We start from the raw sequence: 19,984 nt of genomic DNA, 5'->3' as shown, positions 1-19,984 counted from the left end.
CTCCGAATCTCTCAAGCCGCGTCCCTTTGCGTGAGACGCACCACCCCCGTGCGAGGCGAACCCGCGCCAGCTCGTCGGGCCCCGCGGTTTTCCGTTGTGCCGGACACAACCGCACCATGGCGTCGACCACCGAATTGAGCCGGCGAGACGTATCTCACAGAGATCGCATCGGTGGTGGTGGAACGCCACAGGTTTCCCAGGGCTTTACCGAGTAGCCAAGGCCCAACATGTTAACTTCACATGTGATTCACATGAGAATCGCTGGTTCAGGTCACTCGCCGCGCCTTTGGGGGGTCCGCGTGGCTGCCGTCCCGGCTGGGACGTTTTTTACACGGAGACAGAAGAATATGACGAAGGCCCAAGAAGTAGATGCGACCGGGGCCCGTCGGCAGGGGGCAGTCGTGGTGAACCAGCCGGACGCATTCGGCGTCCAGGTCGGACATGGGGGGATTCGGCCCAGCGCCGAGGCGTCCAGTCTGGTCTCGTTGTACCGAAAAGTGCTGCCCGTCCAGGGCCGGCGAGCCATCGCCCGGCGTTTCTCGCCCGAGCAGCGCCGCCGGGTCAAGCAGCGCATCGGCGCCGCCTCCAGCGCGCTTCAGGCCGTCCAGGTGCGGTCCTCCGCTTTCGCCGCGACCCACCACGCGCTGATCGCCGAGTCCGGTGCGACCGTCGTCACGGCAGAGGGCCGGCTGCGCATCGCGCTGCCCGAGCCCCGCCTCTCCCCCGAGACCGCGCGGCGCACGAATCTGGCCACCGTCACCCAGGCCCTGTCCGGCGCGGGCATCGACTACTTCTGCGTCCGCCGCCAGGACCGTTCGGCCACCACCGTCGCCGTCTCCCGGGCCGACCGTCCCGCCGCGCTGCGGGTCCTGAGCGAGCATTGCGGCTCCTACCCCGGTTACCTGACGTCCCCCGAGAACGGCGGCCGGGTCCTGGCCGGCTTCCGGCCCGCGAGCTGGGGGCGGTTCTCGCAGGCGGACGTGGTCCGCGTCTTCGCCTACCGGACCGACCCCACCCGGCAGCTGGTGCTCGGGCCCGAGCACGGCTGCGACCTGGAATTCTGGGCCGCCGACGGCGACCGCCTGACGGCGCCCCGGCGCAACTCCATCGCCGAGACCGTGGCCGTCGAGGGGAAGACCGTCGAGGTCCCCGCGGAGACCTTCACCGCGCCCTACGGCTCCCGCGACCGAGGCCTGCTGACGGTCCGTACGCGCGAGGAGTTCACCACCGTCCTGCCGCGTGACATATCGTTTCCCATCGACGCGGTCTACACCTGGGTCGACGGCTCCGACCCCGCCTGGCTCGAGCGCCGCTCGCGGTTCTCGGGGACCAGTTACCACGCGGAGGCGGCCAACGCCGCGCGCTACGCCGACCACGACGAACTGCGGTACTCGCTGCGCTCGTTGGACATGTACGCCCCGTGGATCCGCACCATCTACCTCGTCACCGACGACCAGACGCCGGCCTGGCTCGACACCTCGGCCCCCGGCATCCAGGTGGTGTCGCACCGCGACATCTTCAGCGACTCGAGCGTGCTGCCGACCTTCAACTCCCACGCCATCGAGAGTCAGCTTCATCACATCGACGGGCTGTCGGAGCACTTCCTCTACTTCAACGACGACGTGTTCCTCGGCTCGGAGGCCGCGCCCGGCGACTTCTTCCTCGCCAACGGGCTGACCAGGTTCTTCCCCTCCCCCGCCCTGGTGCCGCTCGGCCCGCCCTCCGCCGACGACGTGCCCGTGGCAGCGGCCGGGAAGAACAACCGCTCGCTCATACAGCAGCGCTTCGGCACCACCCCCGTGGAGAAGATGCGGCACATGCCGCACGCGCTGAGCCGCAGCGTCCTGGACGAGATAGAGGAGGAGTTCGCCGAGCAGCACGCCACGACGGCCTCCCGGCGCTTTCGCAGCAGCGACGACATAGCCATACCCTCGTCGCTGTACCACTACCACGCCTTCCACACCCGTCGCGCGGTCCCCGGGGACCTGCGCTACGTCTACCGCGACGTGGCCCACCCGCACACGCCGAGCCAGCTCGACCGGCTGCTGCGCGACCGCGACAAGGACGTGTTCTGCCTCAACGACACCACGTCCGACGAGGCGGACTTCGCGCGCAGCGACCGTCTCATCCGTACGTTCCTCAAGGCCTACTTCCCGGTGGCGAGCAGGTTCGAGCGGACCCCTTGACCCAGGGCCGCAGACCGGACCCCGCACTTTCTGCCCAGGACTTCGCCATGCAGCCGCTTCCTTGCAGCCGTCCTGCCCGCCGCACCGTCGTGGCGGGATTCGTCGCGTTGGGCGCCGCCGCCTGCTCCTCCCACGCCGACAAGCCCGCCGGCACGGGCCGCGCCACTGTGCCCGCCGCGCAGGACGGACACAGCGGAGGGCGGGTGATGCAGGTCGTGGCGCACCCCGATGACGACCTGTACTTCATGAATCCCGAGCTGTCGCAGTCCATCTCCGCCAATGACCAGGTCGTCAGCGTCTATCTCAACTGCGGCGAGACCGGGGGCATCAACAAGGTCCCCGGGTCCACGACGCCGCCGAAGCCGGACGTGGCCGCCTACGCCGGGGCGCGCCGGCAGGGCCTGCGCCAGGCCTACGCGCAGATGGCCACCGGCGCAGCAGACGCCGCGTGGCGAGCCGAAGCCGTGGCCCTGCCGGACGGCACCCGCGTCGAGGTCGACACCCTGGACGGCCACCCCGGCCTTCAGCTGGTCTTCCTCGGCATCCGTCAGCACAGCTCCTACGGCTCGGGCCCCAGCAAGGGGCTTCCCGAACTGTGGGCGGATCCGTCCATGGCGACCAGTACGCTCGTCAGCACCGGCTCACCGGTACAGGGCACGCATCCGGTCACCCGCGACAGTGTGATCGCGGCCCTCGCCCACCTGCTCGACAAGTACCGCCCCACCGTGGTCCGGATGATGGATCCGGACCCGGACATGCAGGTGCACGACGCCAAGCAACGCCTCCACCACGACCAGCCCGGGTACTCCGATCACCCGGACCACACCGCCGCCGCCCTGTTCACGCTGGCCGCTCTTGAGCGCTATCAGGGTCCGGGTGCCGGGCGCCCGTACGCGGTCGTGTCCTATCGCGGCTACTACAACGAGCGCTGGCCCCAGAACCTCCCCGCCCAGCTCGTCCGCGCGAAGGCCGACGTCCTCAATGTCTACGGCGGCTCCCCCGACAGCTGCGACTTCGCGGCCGGCTGCGGCGACTACGACGTCGGCAAGGACCGCTCGTACGGAACGGGCTGGTTGCAGCGGACCTCCCTGCGCGATCCCGCGGGTCCGGTGCTGCACGCCGCGGCCGACGGCCGATTGACCGCTTTCGCGGTCCTCGGCGGCCGGGCCGTCATGTGGCAGGAGACCGCCAAGGGCAGTGGCACCTGGGGCGCGCCCCAACTGCTCGCCGCCGAGCGGCTGTTGCCCGGTATGGCCGCCTGTCTCACGCAGGACGGCCGCTGGCAGCTGTTCGCGGAACGCACCGCGGCTCTGGGCGCCTCCGTGGACGACAACCGGCGGGAGATCGTCTTCGCCGAACAGCGCTCGCCCGGCGGCCCGTTCGGCGCGTGGTCCTCCTTGGGCAACCCCGAGGGAACAGACCCGGACCGTGGCCGCCGCGTCGGCGCCCCGGTCGTCACCACCGACGGACAGAAGAGGCCGCTGGTCTTCGCCCGCAACTGGTCCAAGGGCATCTCCATGCGCCAGCAGCGCCCCGACGGTCAGTGGACCCCGTGGAAGGACCTGGGCGGCGCCGAGGTCCAGGAGGGGCTGTGCGCGGTCACCGACCGTGAAGGCCGTGTGCACGTGCTGGCTTCCGGCCACGACGCGGTGCACCACTGGTCGCAGAGCAAGCCCGGCGCCCCCTTCACCGTCGCGCAGACGCGTCTGCCGGCCCCCGCGGACCCGCCGGCCGCCGTGCTCTGCCCCGATGGGGGCATCGCCTTGGCCTACCGGGAGGCCAAGACCAGTCGCCCCGTCGCCGCGCGCCTCGCCCCCGGCTCCGCCGACTGGCGCGACGAGCGACTGGGCCTGACCGCCCGGGGCTACGGCCCGCTCGCGCTGCTGGCCCAGGGCGACGCGATCCTGCTGGCCGGACGCAACAACAACGGCACCACCAGTACGGCGCTGTGGCGTCCCGGCACGAAGGCCCAGTGGACCACGGACGCCGGCCGTGTCGTCGGCGCCCAGGCACTGAGCGCCGACGCGCAGGGCCGTCCTGTACTGGCCCATGTGACCCCACAGGCCGCACTGCGTACCGCGTTCGTGGCCAAGGGCGCCTCAGGCCACTGACGTGGCCCGACGGGGCGGCCGCGCGTCGCCCCCGGGCCGGCTTGGCCCGGCCCGGGGCCGGAGGGTCACCCGAGGTACTGGGTCACCCCGCGCGGCAGGAACGCCCCGTGGCCCGCGTGGCCGGTGTAGGCGCCGTTGTCGATGATCACTTCGCCCCGGGACAGGACGGTGCGCACCTTGCCCCGCACGCGCTTGCCCTCGTAGGCGTTGTAGTCGACGTTCATGTGGTGGGTGGAGGCGGAGAGGGTCTGTTCGGCGGCGGGGTCGTAGATGACCACGTCGGCGTCGGCGCCCGGCGCGATCGTGCCCTTTCTGCCGTACAGGCCGAACATCCGGGCCGGGGCGGCGCAGGCGATCTCGATCCAGCGGCGGCGGGTGATGTGCCCGTCCACCACGCCCTGGTGGAGGAGGTCCATGCGGTTCTCCACCCCGGGCAGGCCGTTGGGGATCTTGGAGAAGTCGCCCCGGCCGAGCTCCTTCTGGCCGCTGAAGCAGAAGGGGCAGTGGTCGGTGGAGACGACCTGGAGGTCGTCGGTGCGCAGGCCGCGCCACAGGGCCGCCTGGTGCTCGCGGGGGCGCAGCGGGGTGGAGCAGACGTACTTGGCCCCCTCGAAGTCCGGCTCGGCGAGGTTGTCGGTGGACAGGAACAGGTACTGCGGGCAGGTCTCGCCGAAGACGGGCAGGCCCTTGTCGCGGGCCGTGACGATCTCGGCCAGCGCCTCGTCGGCCGAGACGTGCACGACGTACAGGGGCGCCCCGGCGACCCGGGCCAGCTGGATGACCCGGTGGGTGGCCTCCGCCTCGAGCAGGACCTTGCGCACCTCGCCGTGATGGCGCGGGTCCCGCTCACCCCGGGCCAGAGCCTGCTGGACCAGGACGTCGATGGCGAGGCCGTTCTCCGCGTGCGCCATGATCAGGCCGCCGTTGCCCGACGCCTGCTGCATCGCGCGCAGGATCTGGCCGTCGTCGCTGTAGAAGACGCCCGGGTAGGCGGTGAACAGCTTGAAGGAGGTCACGCCCTGGGCGACCAGGGCGTCCATCTCCCTCAGCGTCGCGCCGTTCACATCGGAGACGATCATGTGGAAGCCGTAGTCGATCGCGCACCGGCCGTTCGCCTTCTCCATCCAGGTGTCGAAGCCCTCGGTGAGCGAGCGGCCCACCGACTGCACGGCGAAGTCGACGATGGTGGTGGTGCCGCCCCAGGCCGCGGCCCGTGTTCCCGTCTCGAAGGTGTCCGAGGCGAAGGTGCCGCCGAAGGGCAGCTCCATGTGGGTGTGCGCGTCGACACCGCCCGGGATGACATAGGTGTCGGTGGCGTCGATGACGCGGTCCGCGCTCCAGCGCTGGCTGCCCGGCGCGGCGAGGGCCGCGATCCGGCCGCCCTCGATGAGTACGTCGGCGTGGACTTCCTCGGCGGCCGTGATGACGAGGCCGCCCGTGATCAGTGTGCGGGTCATGCTGGTCGTGTCTCCTTCCCCGAGCCCGGGTGAGAACCCCTTGGGTACGCGCACGCGCGAGCGGCCGCGTCGGCCCCCGATTACACGGCGCGCAGGGCGCGTTCGAGGATGGCGGCGCCTTCCTCGGCCTCCGCGACGGTGAGCGAGAGGGGTGGCGCGACGCGCAGCACGCTGGTGTCGTGGCCGCCGCCCTTGCCGATGAGGAGGCCGCCTTCGCGGGCGGCTTCCAGGACCGCCGCTGCCGCTTGCGGGTCGGCCTCGTCGGTGCCGGGCCGCACCAGTTCGATGCCGGCCATCAGGCCCCGGCCGCGTACCTCGCGCACGATGGGCAGCTGCGCGCCGATCGCGCGCAGTCGCTCGATGAGCAGTCCGCCCACGCGCCGGGCGTTGCCCTGGAGGTCGTGTTCGAGGAGGTGGCCGAGGTTGGCGAGGCCTGCGGCCATGGTGACCGGGGAGCCGCCGAAGGTCGAGATCGAGTTGCTGTCCAGGCAGTTCATGACGTCGGCGCGGGCCACGACGCCGCCGATGGACATGCCGTTGCCGATGCCCTTGGCGAAGGTCAGGATGTCGGGCGGGCCGCTGTCGGCGTGGGCCTGCCAGCCCCAGAAGTGATCGCCGGTGCGGCCCCAGCCGGTCTGCACCTCGTCGGTGATCCACAGGATGCCGTGCCGGTTCAGGACCTCGCGAAAGGCGGCGTACAGGCCGTCGGGCGGTGAGGTGAACCCGCCGACGCCCTGGATGGGTTCGGCGATCAGGGCGGCCACGTCGCGGGTGTGCCCGAGGAGGTCTTCGAGGTCGGCGACGCACGCCTCGATGAACCGGGCGTCGCTGAGATGGGCGTAGGGCCCCCGGGTGCGCACCCCTCCGTGCACGTACAGCGTCTGGAGCGGCGAGAGGCCGGTCGGGGACCAGGAGCGGTTGCCGGTGATCCCGACCGCGCTGAAGGAACGGCCGTGATAGCTGTTGCGCATCGCGAGGATCTGGCTGGAGCGGCGGTGGGCGGTCGCGAGCAGCAGGGCGGTGTCGTTGGCCTCGGTGCCCGAGGTGGTGAAGAAGACCCGGGCGTCGGGGATGCCGGACAACTGGGCGATGCGCTCGGCCAGTTCGACCATGGGGCGGTCGAGGTAGAGGGTGGAGGAGTGGATGATGCGGCCGGCCTGTTCGGCGACGGCCTTGGTGACCTCGGGCAGGGCGTGGGCGGTCATCGTGGTGAGGATGCCGCCGAAGAAGTCCAGGTACTTCTTGCCGCTCGCGTCCCAGACGTGGCGGCCCTCGCCGTGGGTGATCTCGATGGGCTCGCGGTAGTAGAGCGCGAGCCAGTCGGGCAGGACCGCGCGGTGGCGGTCGTGGAGACTGCGGGTCACGGGCGCACCAGCCCTTCGTAGGCGTCGGGACGGCGGTCGCGGTAGAACGCCCACTGGCGGCGGACCTCTTCGATGAGGCCGAAGTCGAGGTCCCGTACCAGCAGTTCCTCCTCCTTGTCGCTGGCCACCTCGCCGACGAACTGGCCGCGCGGGTCCACGAAGTAGCTGGTGCCGTAGAAGTCGTTGTCGCCGTACTCCTCGCGGCCGACCCGGTTGATCGCGGCGATGAAGTACTCGTTGGCGACGGCGGACGCGGGCTGTTCCAGCTGCCACAGGTAGCCGGAGAGGCCGCGCGAGGTGGCGGAGGGGTTGTAGACCAACTGGGCTCCGTTGAGGCCGAGTTGGCGCCAGCCCTCGGGGAAGTGGCGGTCGTAGCAGATGTACACGCCGACCCTGCCGACGGCCGTGTCGAAGACGGGCCAGCCGAGGTTGCCCGGTTTGAAGTAGTACTTCTCCCAGAACCCCTTGACCTGGGGGATGTGGTGCTTGCGGTACTTGCCGAGGTAGCTGCCGTCGGCGTCGATGACGGCGGCGGTGTTGTAGTAGAACCCCTCGCCCTCGATCTCGAAGACCGGTACGACGATCACCATGCCGGTCTCTCGCGCGAGTTCCCTCATCCGGGTGACGGTGGGGCCGTCCGGGACGGGCTCGGCCCAGCGGTAGTGCTCGGCCTCCTGCACCTGGCAGAAGTAGGGGGCGTTGAACACCTCCTGGAAGCCGATGATCTTCGCGCCCTGCCTGGCCGCCTCACGGGCGTGTTCCTCATGCTTGGAGATCATGGATTCGGTGTCGCCGGTCCAGGTCGCCTGGACCAGAGCGGCACGCACGACATTGGCCATGAGCTGCTCCTTCGACGGTTGTCAGCCAGCCAAATCCACACGCGTAGATCCGTGTGTGGATGCGACCGTAAGGCGCGTCACGCACCGTGGCAAGACCATCGCGGCTTCGGCGGGGCTGATTGTGGCGTCACAGGTCAACCGGGGGTGACCGGAGCCCCCGGACCTGACGCACCGTCACTTCCCCGGGGGCCGGGCCCCGAAAGGCGCCGCCAGTTGCCGCGCCGGGCGTGGCGCAGCAGGACCGGGTCCTCGCCCACCACCACGGGGTGCCCCACCTCGGCGAGCAGCGGCAGGTCGGCGGCCTCGTCCGCGTACGCGTAGCAGCGTGCGGCCGGGATGCCGCGCTCACGCAGCAGGGCGCGCACCGCGTATCCCTTGCCCTGCCCGGTCATGGGGGCGCGCGGGCGCGAGCAGAGCACGACATCGGGCGCGAGGGCGCGGGCTATCGGCGCGACGTCGGCTGCGCCCGCGCGGGCGATCAGGACGACGAGGTGCCCGAGCGCGGCGTGGCCGTGCAGCGCGGCGAGGACCGGCGGATGCCAGAGCCGGCCGAGCGGCAGGGTAAGCCCGGCCAGGTCCGGCGCGGCGAGGAGCGTGCCCTCGACGTCGAAGAAGGCGGCGGGCGGTCCGGGGCGCGGCCCCGGCCGGGGGCGGGTGGTCGTGTCCATTGCCAGGGACCATGCCCATCTCACCCCATGGCTCAATCCCCTATTTCAACGTTCTGTTGAACTCGTCCGGAAAGCCGCCTCGCCAACGCCGGATTCCGTCCGGCGGGCAGCGCCTTTCGGGGGTACGGCGGCCCGGCTTCCTCAGGCCGCGACGGCGGGCGGCGCCGCGCAGTCGGACACGATCTCGTCCATGGACAGGCCCAGCACCGAGGCGAGCGCGGCCACGGTGAAGAACGCGGGGGTCGGGGCGCGACCCGTCTCGATCTTGCGCAGCGTCTCGGCGGAGAGCCCCGCCGCCGCCGCGATCTCCGGCATGCTGCGGTCCCCCCGCGCGGTTCGCAGCAGCCGGCCAAGTCGCTCGCCGCGTGCGCGCTCTTCCGGTGTGAGTGGGGTGCGGACCATGCGCCGATTCTAGCCCCGCCGCCGGGAAGGGCACCGGAAAACGCGGGCCCGTGCGCGACCCTGCGGGCGACCCGCGAGCGGACACCATTTAAATACCGGTATAGTAATGGCCATGGTGAAGATCAAGAGTGACCGGCAGATGGACGCGATGCGTGAGGCGGGGCGGGTGGTGGCCCAGGCCCTGGCCGCGGCACGGGAGGCGGCCGACGTCGGGGTGAGCCTGCGCGCACTGGACGCGGCGGCGCGCGAGGTGCTGGAGAAGGCGGGCGCCACCTCGCCCTTCCTCGACTACCACCCGGACTTCGCGCCGGTCCCCTTCCCGGCCACGGCCTGCGTCTCCGTCAACGACGCCATCGTGCACGGCATCCCGGACGACTACGTGCTGCGCGACGGCGACCTGGTCAGCGTGGATTACGGGGCGCTGCTCGACGGCTGGGCCGGCGACTCGGCGATCAGCTTCACGGTGGGCCGGGCACGGCCCGAGGACACCGCGCTCGTCGAGACGGCGTTCAGGGCGCTGGACGCCGGGATCGCCGCCGCGCTCGTGGGCAACCGCATCGGCGACATCGCGCACGCGATCGGACGGGTCTGCCGTGAGGCCGGCTACGGCATCCCCGACGGGTTCGCCGGCCACGGCATCGGCCGGGACATGCACGAGGACCCGGGCGTGCCCAACGAGGGCCGGCCCGGGCGCGGCATGGTGCTGCGGCACGGGATGGTGCTCGCGATCGAGCCGATGGTGATCGGCGACGGGAGCGACGCCTACTACCCGGCGGCCGACGGGTGGACCCTGCGCACCGTGAGCGGGGCGAGGGCGGCCCACGCGGAGCACACGGTCGCCATCACCGACGCGGGCCCGCGCGTCCTCACGCGCCTCTAGCGGCTCCGGCCGACACCACGCGCCGCCCGGTCGCCCGGAGTTGACGATTCATCAGTTGCTGGCAAGGAAGTGCTGCGCCAGCTCGTCGCCCAGCGACACCGCCGCGCTGTGCTCCTCGATCGGAATGGCCTCGGAGTCCTTGAACAGGATGTAGGTGACGTCCGACTCGGCCCCGCCCGTCCTCGGATCGGGATCGAGGCCGAGCGCCTTGGCGGTGGCGTACGACGCCTCACCGATGGTGTCCTTGGGCCCGGTGTCGCCGACCACGGCGTAGGCGACCTTGTCGCCGTGGATGACGGCCGCGACCCCGCCCCCCTTGATCCCGGATGTGCCGTAGTCCCACACGCGGCTGGGCTTGGGCACGACGACGTAGGGCAGCTTCGCCGCGTCGAGCGGCTTGTCGTCGCTCTGGTGGAAGCGGGTGTCGGGCTGGAAGTACGGGTCCGTCCTCCTGTTGCAGACCGCGCCGCTCTGCCCGTCGCAGTCCACGTCCAGGTCCGCCTTCCAGAAGACGGCGCCCTTGGCCCCGCACACCGGCACGGTGCGCGGAGCTCCGGCGTCCATACGGTACTTGCCGTGCGAGAGGGGGGCGCAGCCGGTCACCTTGGCGAGGAGAGCGGCCGCGCTGACCGTGCCCTCGCCGGCCAGGGCCCGCCTGGGAAGGACACGGACGCCCTGCGCGGAGGCGGGGAGCGCCGCGGCGAGCAGGGCGGCGCCGCAAGCGGCGGCGAGGGCGAGCGTTCTGGAGCGCACGGGAGGACCCTTCTGTTCGGACAAGGTCCTTTACCCGCCGCTCGCCCTTTCCGCCTCACCACCGTGACCCGTTCACCGCCTTCTTCGGCAAGGGGCCACTGGCCCGGAGCCGTTCAGCTCCCGGCCAGTGGCCCCGTCCATGCCCCCGGGAAGGGGTTACTGCTTTCCACTCGGATGGACCACGAGGGCGGAGCCGCCGCCCCGGCGCACCTTCTCTGCGGCCGCGAGCCAGCGCCCGTCGGGCAGGCGCTGCACTCCGGTCGCCGCGCCGATCTCGGGGTTGAGCGAGAAGGAGTGGCCGAGCGCTTCGAGACGGCCCCGCAGCGGGCTGTCGTAGAGCGCGGGTTCCAGCTCGGTCCGCGCGGCGTTGCGCTGGCTGGCGCGGGGCGCCGCGATCGCGTCGACGAGCGGCATGTCCCGGTCCAGGTGGTTGATCAGCGTCTGGAGCACGGTGGTGATGATCGTCGCGCCGCCGGGCGAGCCGAGCGCGAGCACCGGCTTTCCGTGCCGGTCCAGCACGATGGTCGGCGAGATGGAGGAGCGCGGCCGCTTTCCGGGCCCGGGCAGGTTCGGGTCGTGCACCGCCGGATCGGCCGGGGCGAAGGAGAAGTCGGTCAGCTCGTTGTTGAGCAGGAAGCCACGGCCCGGCACGGTCATCGCGCTGCCGCCGGTCTGCTCGATGGTCAGCGTGTACGCGACGACGTTGCCCCACTTGTCGGCCACGGTGAGGTGGGTGGTGTTGTCGCCCTCGTACGTGGTCTCGGCGGCGGGCCCGGTGGACCCGCACCGCTCGGGGTGGCGCGGGTCGCCGGGCGCGAGGGGGCTGGTCAGGACGGCGTCGTCCTTGATCAGGCAGGCCCGTGAGTCGGCGAAGCGCTGCGAGAGCAGGGCCTTGGTCGGTACGTTCTCGAACGCCGGGTCGCCGACCCAGCGGCCCCGGTCCGCGAACGCGATGCGGCTCGCCTCGATGTAGTGGTGCAGGTACTGCACGTCCGACGCCTTCGACAGATCGGTCCGCTCCAGGATGTTGAGCGCTTCGCCGACCGTCGTGCCGCCGGAACTCGACGGCGCCATGCCGTACACGTCGAGCCCCCGGTAGTTCACCTCGGTGGGCGCCTGGTATTTGGCACCGTAGGCCCGCAGGTCCCGCGCGGTCAGGTCACCCCGGCGCACCGTGCGCCCCGACGCGGGATCGACGGGCGGATTGCGCACCGTACGGACGATGTCCGCGCCGAGGTCGCCCCGGTAGAGGGCGTCGATGCCCTTGCGGCCCAACTCCTCGTAGGTGCGGGCCAGATCGGGGTTCTTGAAGGTGGAGCCGACCACCGGGAGCTGTCCGCCGGGCAGGAACAGCTCGGCGGTGTCGGGGAAGTCGGCGAAGCGGTCCTGGTTGTCCTTGGTCTGCGAGCGGAAGGTGGCGTCGACGGTGAAACCGTCGCGCGCGATCCGTTCGGCGGGCTTCAGGAGCGTGCCGAGCGACTTGCTGCCCCAGGCGCGCAGGGCCCGGTCCCAGGTGGCGGCGGTGCCCGGGGTGCCGACGCTGAGGCCGCTGGTCACGGCGTCGGCGAAGGGCAGTGGCCGGCCGTCCTCCAGGAAGAGCGAGGAGGTGGCCGACGCGGGGGCGGTCTCGCGGCCGTCGATGGTGTGCACGGAGCGGGACGCCGCGTCGTAGTAGACGAAGTAGCCGCCTCCGCCGATGCCCGAGGAGTACGGCTCGGTGACGCCGAGGGCGGCGGCGGTGGCGACGGCCGCGTCCACCGCGTTGCCGCCGTCCTTGAGGACCCGCAGGCCCGCGGCGGAGGCGTCGGCGTCCACGCTGGACACCGCTCCCCCGTAGCCGATGGCCTCCGGCACCTTGGCCGGGGACCTGCCGGGCGGGGCGGCGGTCGTGGGCGGCGCGGCGGCCACCGAGGCCACCACGGCGGCGGCCGCCGCGAGCAGGGACAGGGCGCGGGCAGCAGGTCGACGCATGCGTACCTCCCGTAGGGCGAACGTCCGCGCAGCGTAACTCCGCGCGCGGGCTCACGTCATGAGCACGTCGGGTGGCGCCGCGCCGGACATCGCGTCAGCTCACCCGCAGGGGCAGCGCCTTGACGCCGTTGATGAAGTTCGAGACGAGCCGGCGGGGCGGGCCCGCCGCTTCCGTGCGGGGCAGCACGCGCAGCGCCTCCTCGTGCAGCACCCTCAGTTGCAGCCGGGCGAAGTGGGCGCCGAGGCAGACGTGCGGGCCGTCGCCGAAGGAGACGTGCGGGTTGGGGGTGCGGGCGAGGTCCAGGCGGTCCGGGTCGGTGAAGACGCGTTCGTCGCGGTTGGCGGAGGCGTGGAAGACGACCACCTTGTCCCCGGCCGCGATGGGCCGGCCCGCGAGCACCGTGTCCCGCAGTGCGGTGCGCCGGAAGCTCAGGACCGGCGGATGCCAGCGCAGCAGCTCCTCGACCGCCCCGTCGACTGACACCTGACCCTCCGTCAACCTCACGTATTCGTCCGGATGGTGGGCCAGCGCCAAAAACCCGCCGGGCGCGGCGGCGCGCACCGTGTCGTTGCCGGCCACCGTCAGGAGGAAGAAGAACATCTCCAGCTCGGCGTCGCCGAGCCCGCCGTGGGCGAGCGCGGTCATGAGGTCGTCGCCGGGCCGCTCGCGCTTGTGGGCGGCGAGCTCCTGGGCGTACGCGAACATCTCGGCCAGCATCGCGGGTGAGCGGGGATTGACCGGCCGCCCGTCGGGGCCGAGGGCCGGTGGCTCGTCCGGGTCCTGGTAGGCGATGACGCGTTCGGTCCACTCCAGCAGGAGCCCCCGGTCCGCCGGCGGCACCCCCAGCAGGTCGGTGAGGTTGAGCAGCGCGTAGTCGTCGGTGACGGCGGCGACCAGGTCGCACACGCCGTCCTCGGCGCCGTCGCGCGCGGCTCTCAGCAGGGCGCGGGCCCGCTCACGTGCCTGCGCCTCGAAGCGCTCGACGCGGCCCGGCGTGAAGGCGCGGCTGACCAGGCGGCGCAGCCGGCCGTGGTCCTTGTCCGCCCCGCCGCCACCCGGCGCGCCTGCCGCGGCGGGGTCCTGGTTGAGCATCATGCGCCGGATGAAGGGCAGGTCGGCGGGGTCGGGGTCGCGGATCTGGGTGGCGCCGACGGCGGAGGAGAAGGTGCCCGCGTCCTTCAGGACTCCTACGACGTCGGCGTGGCGGGTGACGGCCCAGAAGCCCGGGCCGGCCGGCCAGCCGAGCACGGCGGGCTCGGCCTGCCAGGAGACAGACCGGTGATCGCGCAGTTCGCGGTAGGCGGCGTAGGGCGGTCCCGTCGCGTAGCGGCGCGGGTCGAAGACGTCGGGCGCGGCGGCCTCGCGGGTGTCCTCAGACATGGTCGGCATCAGACATGGTCGGCCCGCAGGAAGTCCTCGACCGTGCGGATCAGGTCCAGCGGCGACTCGTCCATGGGGTGGTGCCCGGCCAGGGGCAGTTCGACCAGTTCGCCCGCCGGGTACCAGCGCATCCATGTGCCGCGCAGGAAGGCGGAGTTGATGGCCGGATCGAGCGCTCCGGCCACCGCGAGGGCGGGCACGGGTGAGCCCTCGGTCTCCTCGTGGAAGTCCTCGCCCGCCCACGACTCGAACCAGGCGCGGAAGGCCTTGGGGTCGCTGCGCTCCAGCGAACGCCAGGTCATCCGGTCGAGCCAGGCGTCGGGGCGGTTGCCGCCGGTGGTGAGGTCGATGATGGCCCGGCGCTTGGCGGGCTGCTCGGCGGCGGCGGTGAACATCGCCCGCATGTCCCGCTCCATCGGCATGCCGCTCGCGGGGACCGGCGCTATTCCGACCATGCGCCGCACCCGGTCGGGGGCGGCGGCCAGGACGCGCTGCACGACGGCCCCGCCCATCGAGTGCCCGATCAGCGAGAAGCGGTGCCAGCCGAGCCGGTCGGCGAGCCCCAGTATGTCCTCGGCGCCCTCGCTCGTGGTGAACGCGCCGGGGGCGCCCTTGGCCTCGCCATAGCCGCGCAGGTCGACGAAGGCGTAGGTGAAGACGGCGGCGTCCAGGTCGGGCAGCACGGCGGCGAAGTCGCTCCGGTCGGCGAGCCAGCCGTGCACGGCGACCACCCGGTGCGGGCCGTCGCCGTGGAGGGTGTGGGGCAGCGTGAATCCGGCCATGTGCACTCCGTTTGTGGACGGCGGTCGTCGGCGTACGGCTCGCGGCGGGACGGACGGCGTGCGGGACGTACGCGTACACGGTGGCGCTCGCCCTGCCACGAGGCAATAAGCCGGTCAGAACTCCCAGGGACTGCCGCCGGGACGGTCCGTACGGTCCTCGACGGTGACCTCGGCCGGCGCGAACCGCCTCACTCGGGCGAGGACTTCGACGGCGTCGAAGGCGAAGACCTGCTCCTCGAAGCAGAGCCCGTGGGCGCCGCCGTCCGGGGTGAGCACGGACCCGAGCCGCCGGTACATGGCACGGGGCCGGCTGACCCGGGGCAGCGCGGGGGAGCGCAGATTGACCACGAGGAAGCGACGCACTTTCGGGCCGGCCCGCACGGCGACCGCGCTCACCGCGTCCACCTCGTCCCAGTCGACGCGCCCGGCGAGCCAGGTCGGCAGCCGCACGGTGAAGGTGTCGGCTTCCACCTCGATGCGCAGCGGGCGCAGCAGATAGCCCGCGAGGAGGGCGGCGACGGCCGTCAGGGCCACGCCCGCCACGGCCATCACCGAGCCCGCCACGCCGCCGTTGGGTCCGTCCAGGACGGAGTCGACGGCGAGCCACCAGATGACGGTGACCGCGAGGGCGGCGAGCGGGACCCAGGTCACGGGGCGCCGCAGCCGCAGGACGATCGGGGCGGCGAGGGGTCGCGCCGCGTCGGCTGAATTCTCCACACGCAGAGCTTGGTCCGTCCGCGGCCCCGGCGCCAGAGTGTTACCCACGGGTTTACTGAATTGAGGTCAACGAGGCGAGGGAGGCAAGCGCTCCCGGTCAGCCCTCGCAGGCCAGCGGACCGAGCGGGCCGCCAGGGCCGCTCCCCTGGAGCGTCACCCGCAGCTTCGCGCCGCGCGCCACCGCGCGCAGGACGGTGCAGGCGATCTGGCGCCGGGCGAGCGTGGAGAGACCGGAGACGTCCTGGTCGAGCGTGATCGTCACGCCGCCCTCGACCACGGTCATCCTGAACGGGCCGTTCATCGAAGGGAGTTCGGTGCGCAGACCGACCGCCCGTTCGTCGGCGTTCGGGCCCGCGAAGAGCAGCGGCAGCGGGGGCTTGGCAAGGCCCTCGCGCACCACGGGCATCAGTCCGTCGGGGCCCACGAAGTAGAGCACCGTGCCGTCGTCGGCGGGCGGCATCGCCCGCGCGCTCGCCGGGTCCCCAACCGCGATCACACCGGTGGACTGGATGCCGCAGCCGGCGATCAGCGCGGGCAGCAGGGCGAGCGCGGCCAGGGCGCGGGGCCGGGCGGCCAGCGAGCGGAGCCGGGCGGCCTTGAACCTCATCGCGCCGCCTCCACGGGCACGGTCGCGCCGAGACCGGTGGGCAGTTCGACGGTGAAGACGGCGCCGCCGCCGGGCAGGTTGGCGGCGCCGAGCGTGCCGCCGTGCAGGCGTACGTTCTCCAGGGTGATCGCCAGACCGAGGCCGCTGCCGGCCGAGCGGGTCCGGGCCGCGTCCGCCTTGAAGAAACGGTCGAAGATGTGCGGCAGCACGGCCTCGGCGATGCCCGGCCCGGCATCGGTGACCTCGATGACCAGCGGCCCGTCCCCGGCGGCCGGGCGCAGCCGCACGGTCACCGGCTCCGAGGCGTGCCGCAGGGCGTTGCCCACGAGGTTGGCCACCACGATGTCGAAGCGCCTCGGGTCGATCATCGCCCGTACGCCGGGCGGGAGTTCGGTTGCGACCCGGTCCTGCCAGTGGCGCCGCTGGAGGGTCTTGGCGATGGTCTCGCCGACGTCCACCTCGTCGGTGTTGAGCTCGGCCGCCTTGGCGTCGAAGCGGGAGATCTCCATCAGGTCCTCTACGAGGGTGGCGAGTTTGCCGGTCTCCGCCGAGATCAGCCGTACGGCGCGCGCGGTGTCCGGGTCGAGTCCGCCGGCGTCCTCGTCCAGGACCTCGGTCACCGCCAGCATGCCGGCCAGCGGGGTGCGCAGTTCGTGCGAGACGTCCGAGGCGAAACGCCGGGCCCGCGCCTCGGCCTTCTGCAACTCCTGGACCGAGCGCTCCAGTTCGCTGGCCGATTCGTTGAACGTCAGGGCCAGTTCGGCGAGTTCGTCCGATCCCTTGACCTCGATACGGGTGTCGAGTCTGCCCTTGCCCATGCTGCTCGCCGCCCGCCGCAGATCGCGCACGGGGCGCAGCACGCTGCGGGCGGCGAGCAGCGCGGGCACCACGGCGACGGCGAGCGCGGGCAGCGCGCCGTTCTTGGCGGCCGAGACCATCGCGTCGATGGTGATGCTCTCCGTCTTGAGGTCCATCACGGCGTAGAGATAGACCCCGCTGCGCTGGTTGCCCAGGACGCCGCGGTCGAACATGACCGGCATGCCGATGGTCAGATACGGGGTGCCGTCCTGGATCACCCGCTGGAAGGAGCCGTGCGCGTTGGCGTGGGTCTGGCGGCGCAGCTCGTCGGTGACGACGGTGGACGTGGGCCGGTTGGTGGAGGAGGCGCGCAGGGTGCCGTACTCGGCGAAGACGAACCACGGGTGCGGCTTGCCGGCCCTGGCCAGGGTGCGGCAGGTGTTCTGGAGCGCCTGGGTGGAGGTGGGCAGCGAGAAGTACTCGTTGGCTGTCTGCTCGCGGAACTGCTCGACGGCCTGGTCCTGGGCCTGCTTGAGGATGGCCGAGCGGGCCGACTGGTAGGTGAGGGCCGCCGTGGTGAGCGCGCTGACCGCGGCCACCAGGAGGAACGCGGCGATCAGCCGGGTGCGCAGACCCGGACGCAGGGCGCGGCAGGCCGGGAACCTCACAGCGGTCCGAAGCGGTAGCCGAATCCGCGTACGGTCTGGATGTAGCGCGGCGCGCCGTCGGGTCCCGCGCTGTCGCCGAGCTTCTGCCGCAGCCGGCGCACACAGGCGTCGACCAGCCGGGCGTCGCCGTGGTAGCTGTGCTCCCACACCGACTCCAGGAGTTGCTGGCGGCTGAAGACCTGCTCGGGCGAGGCCGCGAGGTGCAGCAGGAGCTTCAGTTCGGACGGGGCGAGGGCCAGGCGCTCGCCGTTCTTGGCCGCGCTCAGGCCGGCCCGGTCAAGGGCGAGCTCGCCGTGGAACTCCGGGCCCGAGCGGACGACCGGATCGGCCAGGCGGCGCAGCACCGCGCGGATGCGGGCCTCGATCACCTCGGTGCGGGCGGGCTTGACGATGTAGTCGTCTGCGCCCGCTTCCAGTCCGATCACCACGTCGAAGTCGTCGCCGCGCGCGGTGAGCATGATGATCGGCAGCTGGCTGGTCTCGCGTATCCGTCGGCACACCTGGACGCCGTTCATGCCGGGCAGCATCAGGTCGAGCAGGACGAGTTCGGGCTGGAAGGACTTGAGTGAGGCGAGTCCCGCTTCGCCGGTCCCGGCCGTCCGCACCTCGTGGCCGCGCCGGCGAAGCCCGAGTTCGACCCCTTCGCGTACCGAGGGGTCGTCTTCGATGAGGAGCACGCGAGGCATAGGCGTCAGTATCCCAAGGGTGTTGGTCTGTACCGTCACCGGGCTCGGTGTCTGCCGCGGCGGCCGCCGCCGCGCACCTTGTCGAGGACGGCGCTGATGTCGGTGAGACCGAGCGGCCGGGCCAGCAGGGCGAGCACGACGACGAGGGCGACGCACCCCGCGCCGGCCGCCGCGACGCTGCCGAACGGATCGCAGGCGCGGGCCGCCGCGTAGCCGAGCGCCCCGGCGGGCACACAGGCCAGCAGCAGCCGCAGATGGGCGAGGACCGCCGGCGAGCGCGGCAGCGAGCCGCCCCCGAGCCTGCGGTTGAGGGTGGTCGCGGTGGCGGCGAGCCCCGCGAAGAACGCCACCGAGTAGGCGCCGGCCATCCCGGTCACCGCCCAGCGCGCGGGCAGCGCGACATAGGCGACGGCGGTCAGCGCGGCGTTGAGCCCGGCGATGACGAGGTTGAGCAGGAAGGGGGTGCGGGTGTCGCCCAGGGCGTAGAAGCCGCGCGACAGGACGTACTGGCCCGAGAGCGCGATCAGGCCCGGCGCGAACGCCATGAGCATGCCCGCCATCACCGTGATGTCACCGGCGCCGGTCTTGCCGTACTCGTAGACCGAGCCGAGGATCCAGGGCGCGAGCGCGAACAGGGCGCAGGCCGCGGGGACGATCACGGCGGCGCAGGTGCGCAGGGCGTACGACAGGTCGCGCCGCACCCGCGCGAGGTCACCATCGGCCGACGCCCCGCTCATCCTGGGCATCAGGGCGGTGACCAGGGACACGGTGACGATGCCGTGCGGCACCATCCAGAGAATGTAGGCGTTGGTGTACGCGGTGTAGCCCGCTCCCCCGCCGACGCCCCCGCGCACCGCCTCGGCGCCCGCGGTGGTGGACAGGCGGGTCACCACCCAGTAGGCGAGCTGGTTGGAGACGATGAGCAGCACCGCCCAGCCCGCCGACTTCAGCGGTCGGCCGAGGCCGTGGCCGCGCCAGTCGAAGCGCGGGCGCCAGCGGAACCCGGCCGAGCGCAGCGCGGGCACCAGGGCCAGGGCCTGGACGGCGATGCCCGCCGTGGTGCCCCAGCCGAGCAGCCTCGCGTCGCCCGCGCTCAGGGTTCCCCTGCCGCCCGCCGCGAGGGCCAGGTAGAGCCCGAACACCCCGATGACCACGATGTTGTTGAGGACCGGCGTCCACATCATGGCGCCGAACCTGCCGCGCGCGTTGAGGACTTGGCCGAACAGCGTGAACAGTCCGTAGAAGAGGATCTGCGGCAGGCAGTAGCGGGCCAGCGCGATGGTGAGGTCGGCCTGGGCGCCGCTGTAGTCGGTGTAGCCGTGCACGATCCACGGGGCGGCGAGCACGGCGAGCGCCGTGGCCACCACGAGCGCGCAGGCGCAGGCCGTCATGAGCCGGTCGGTGTAGGCCGCACCGCCGTCCGCGTGCTCCTTGGCCGCGCGCACCAGCTCGGGCACGAAGACGGCGTTGAGGGTGCCGCCGATGAGCAGCATGTAGAGGATGTTGGGGACGTTGTTGGCCACCGCGTAGCCGTCGCCGAGCAGCCCGACGCCGAGCGCCGCCGCGATCACCGCCGAGCGGACGAAGCCGGTCGCGCGCGAGACGATGGAGCCTGCGGCCATCAGCGCGCTGCTGCGCAGCAGCGCGGAGCCCTTGCTCGCCGGCGGCGCGGGCGGCATGGCGGTCGCGGACACGGCTGCCGACGCGGACGCGG

17 protein-coding genes are annotated in these 19,984 nt (G+C 72.2%); 3 read left to right on the top strand and 14 right to left on the bottom strand.

What is annotated here, in order from left to right:
• Positions 1 to 401 precede the first annotated feature (401 nt).
• Both ABR738_RS32315 and ABR738_RS32310 read left to right on the top strand, forming a co-directional pair.
• Positions 402 to 2,186, top strand: coding sequence for a stealth family protein (locus tag ABR738_RS32315; RefSeq protein ID WP_350233472.1), 1,785 nt, complete (start codon positions 402 to 404; stop codon positions 2,184 to 2,186).
• A 47-nt stretch (positions 2,187 to 2,233) separates the two neighbouring features.
• The gene (locus tag ABR738_RS32310; protein ID WP_350233471.1) at positions 2,234 to 4,297 is read left to right on the top strand and encodes a PIG-L family deacetylase; all 2,064 of its coding nucleotides are present in this window, start codon (positions 2,234 to 2,236) and stop codon (positions 4,295 to 4,297) included.
• Between the two features lie 65 nt (positions 4,298 to 4,362).
• Here the strand turns inward: ABR738_RS32310 and hydA are convergent, their stop codons facing one another.
• From hydA to ABR738_RS32285, 5 genes are all read right to left on the bottom strand, one after another.
• A complete protein-coding gene (gene hydA, locus ABR738_RS32305; protein WP_350233470.1) occupies positions 4,363 to 5,754 on the bottom strand; it encodes a dihydropyrimidinase in 1,392 nt (463 codons plus the stop codon).
• Positions 5,755 to 5,834: 80 nt separating this feature from the next.
• Positions 5,835 to 7,118 (bottom strand): aspartate aminotransferase family protein, encoded by a 1,284-nt coding sequence (locus tag ABR738_RS32300; RefSeq protein ID WP_350233469.1) that lies wholly within the window; start codon positions 7,116 to 7,118, stop codon positions 5,835 to 5,837.
• Positions 7,115 to 7,957: a nitrilase-related carbon-nitrogen hydrolase gene (locus tag ABR738_RS32295; RefSeq protein ID WP_350233468.1), complete on the bottom strand. Its 843-nt coding sequence runs from the start codon at positions 7,955 to 7,957 to the stop codon at positions 7,115 to 7,117. The genes ABR738_RS32300 and ABR738_RS32295 overlap by 4 nt, the downstream gene beginning before the upstream one ends.
• 134 nt (positions 7,958 to 8,091) lie before the next feature.
• The gene (locus ABR738_RS32290; protein ID WP_350233467.1) at positions 8,092 to 8,625 is read right to left on the bottom strand and encodes an HAD family hydrolase; all 534 of its coding nucleotides are present in this window, start codon (positions 8,623 to 8,625) and stop codon (positions 8,092 to 8,094) included.
• Between the two features lie 141 nt (positions 8,626 to 8,766).
• Positions 8,767 to 9,027, bottom strand: a complete 261-nt coding sequence (locus ABR738_RS32285) for a helix-turn-helix domain-containing protein (RefSeq protein ID WP_350233466.1) — start codon at positions 9,025 to 9,027, stop codon at positions 8,767 to 8,769.
• Between the two features lie 112 nt (positions 9,028 to 9,139).
• On the opposite strand from ABR738_RS32285, the gene map reads away from it, so the two are divergent.
• Positions 9,140 to 9,907 carry a type I methionyl aminopeptidase gene (map, locus tag ABR738_RS32280; RefSeq protein ID WP_350233465.1) on the top strand — a complete coding sequence of 256 codons (768 nt, stop codon included), beginning with the start codon at positions 9,140 to 9,142 and terminating at the stop codon, positions 9,905 to 9,907.
• A 51-nt stretch (positions 9,908 to 9,958) separates the two neighbouring features.
• Here the strand turns inward: map and ABR738_RS32275 are convergent, their stop codons facing one another.
• From ABR738_RS32275 to murJ, 9 genes are all read right to left on the bottom strand, one after another.
• Positions 9,959 to 10,660 carry a glycoside hydrolase family 75 protein gene (locus ABR738_RS32275; RefSeq protein ID WP_350233464.1) on the bottom strand — a complete coding sequence of 234 codons (702 nt, stop codon included), beginning with the start codon at positions 10,658 to 10,660 and terminating at the stop codon, positions 9,959 to 9,961.
• 156 nt (positions 10,661 to 10,816) lie between these two features.
• Entirely contained in the window at positions 10,817 to 12,631 is a 1,815-nt protein-coding gene (gene ggt, locus ABR738_RS32270) for a gamma-glutamyltransferase (protein ID WP_350233463.1), read from the bottom strand.
• A gap of 94 nt (positions 12,632 to 12,725) precedes the next feature.
• Positions 12,726 to 14,012, bottom strand: a complete 1,287-nt coding sequence (locus tag ABR738_RS32265; RefSeq protein WP_350233462.1) for a cytochrome P450 — start codon at positions 14,010 to 14,012, stop codon at positions 12,726 to 12,728.
• Between the two features lie 8 nt (positions 14,013 to 14,020).
• Entirely contained in the window at positions 14,021 to 14,794 is a 774-nt protein-coding gene (locus ABR738_RS32260) for an alpha/beta fold hydrolase (RefSeq protein WP_350233461.1), read from the bottom strand.
• 114 nt (positions 14,795 to 14,908) lie between these two features.
• On the bottom strand, positions 14,909 to 15,511 hold the full coding sequence (locus ABR738_RS32255) for a hypothetical protein (RefSeq protein WP_350233460.1): 603 nt from the start codon (positions 15,509 to 15,511) through the stop codon (positions 14,909 to 14,911).
• A gap of 97 nt (positions 15,512 to 15,608) precedes the next feature.
• On the bottom strand, positions 15,609 to 16,118 hold the full coding sequence (locus ABR738_RS32250; protein ID WP_350233459.1) for a hypothetical protein: 510 nt from the start codon (positions 16,116 to 16,118) through the stop codon (positions 15,609 to 15,611).
• Positions 16,115 to 17,584, bottom strand: coding sequence for an ATP-binding protein (locus ABR738_RS32245; protein WP_350233458.1), 1,470 nt, complete (start codon positions 17,582 to 17,584; stop codon positions 16,115 to 16,117). The genes ABR738_RS32250 and ABR738_RS32245 overlap by 4 nt, the downstream gene beginning before the upstream one ends.
• Positions 17,581 to 18,270 carry a response regulator gene (locus ABR738_RS32240; RefSeq protein WP_350233457.1) on the bottom strand — a complete coding sequence of 230 codons (690 nt, stop codon included), beginning with the start codon at positions 18,268 to 18,270 and terminating at the stop codon, positions 17,581 to 17,583. The genes ABR738_RS32245 and ABR738_RS32240 overlap by 4 nt, the downstream gene beginning before the upstream one ends.
• Before the next feature lie 35 nt (positions 18,271 to 18,305).
• A complete protein-coding gene (murJ, locus tag ABR738_RS32235) occupies positions 18,306 to 19,949 on the bottom strand; it encodes a murein biosynthesis integral membrane protein MurJ (RefSeq protein ID WP_350234835.1) in 1,644 nt (547 codons plus the stop codon).
• Positions 19,950 to 19,984: the final 35 nt, after the last annotated feature.

The organism is Streptomyces sp. Edi4, from assembly GCF_040253615.1.
Lineage (GTDB): Bacteria > Actinomycetota > Actinomycetes > Streptomycetales > Streptomycetaceae > Streptomyces.
Note: the sequence above shows the minus strand (reverse complement) of the source record. Positions and strands in the feature narration are given on the sequence as shown.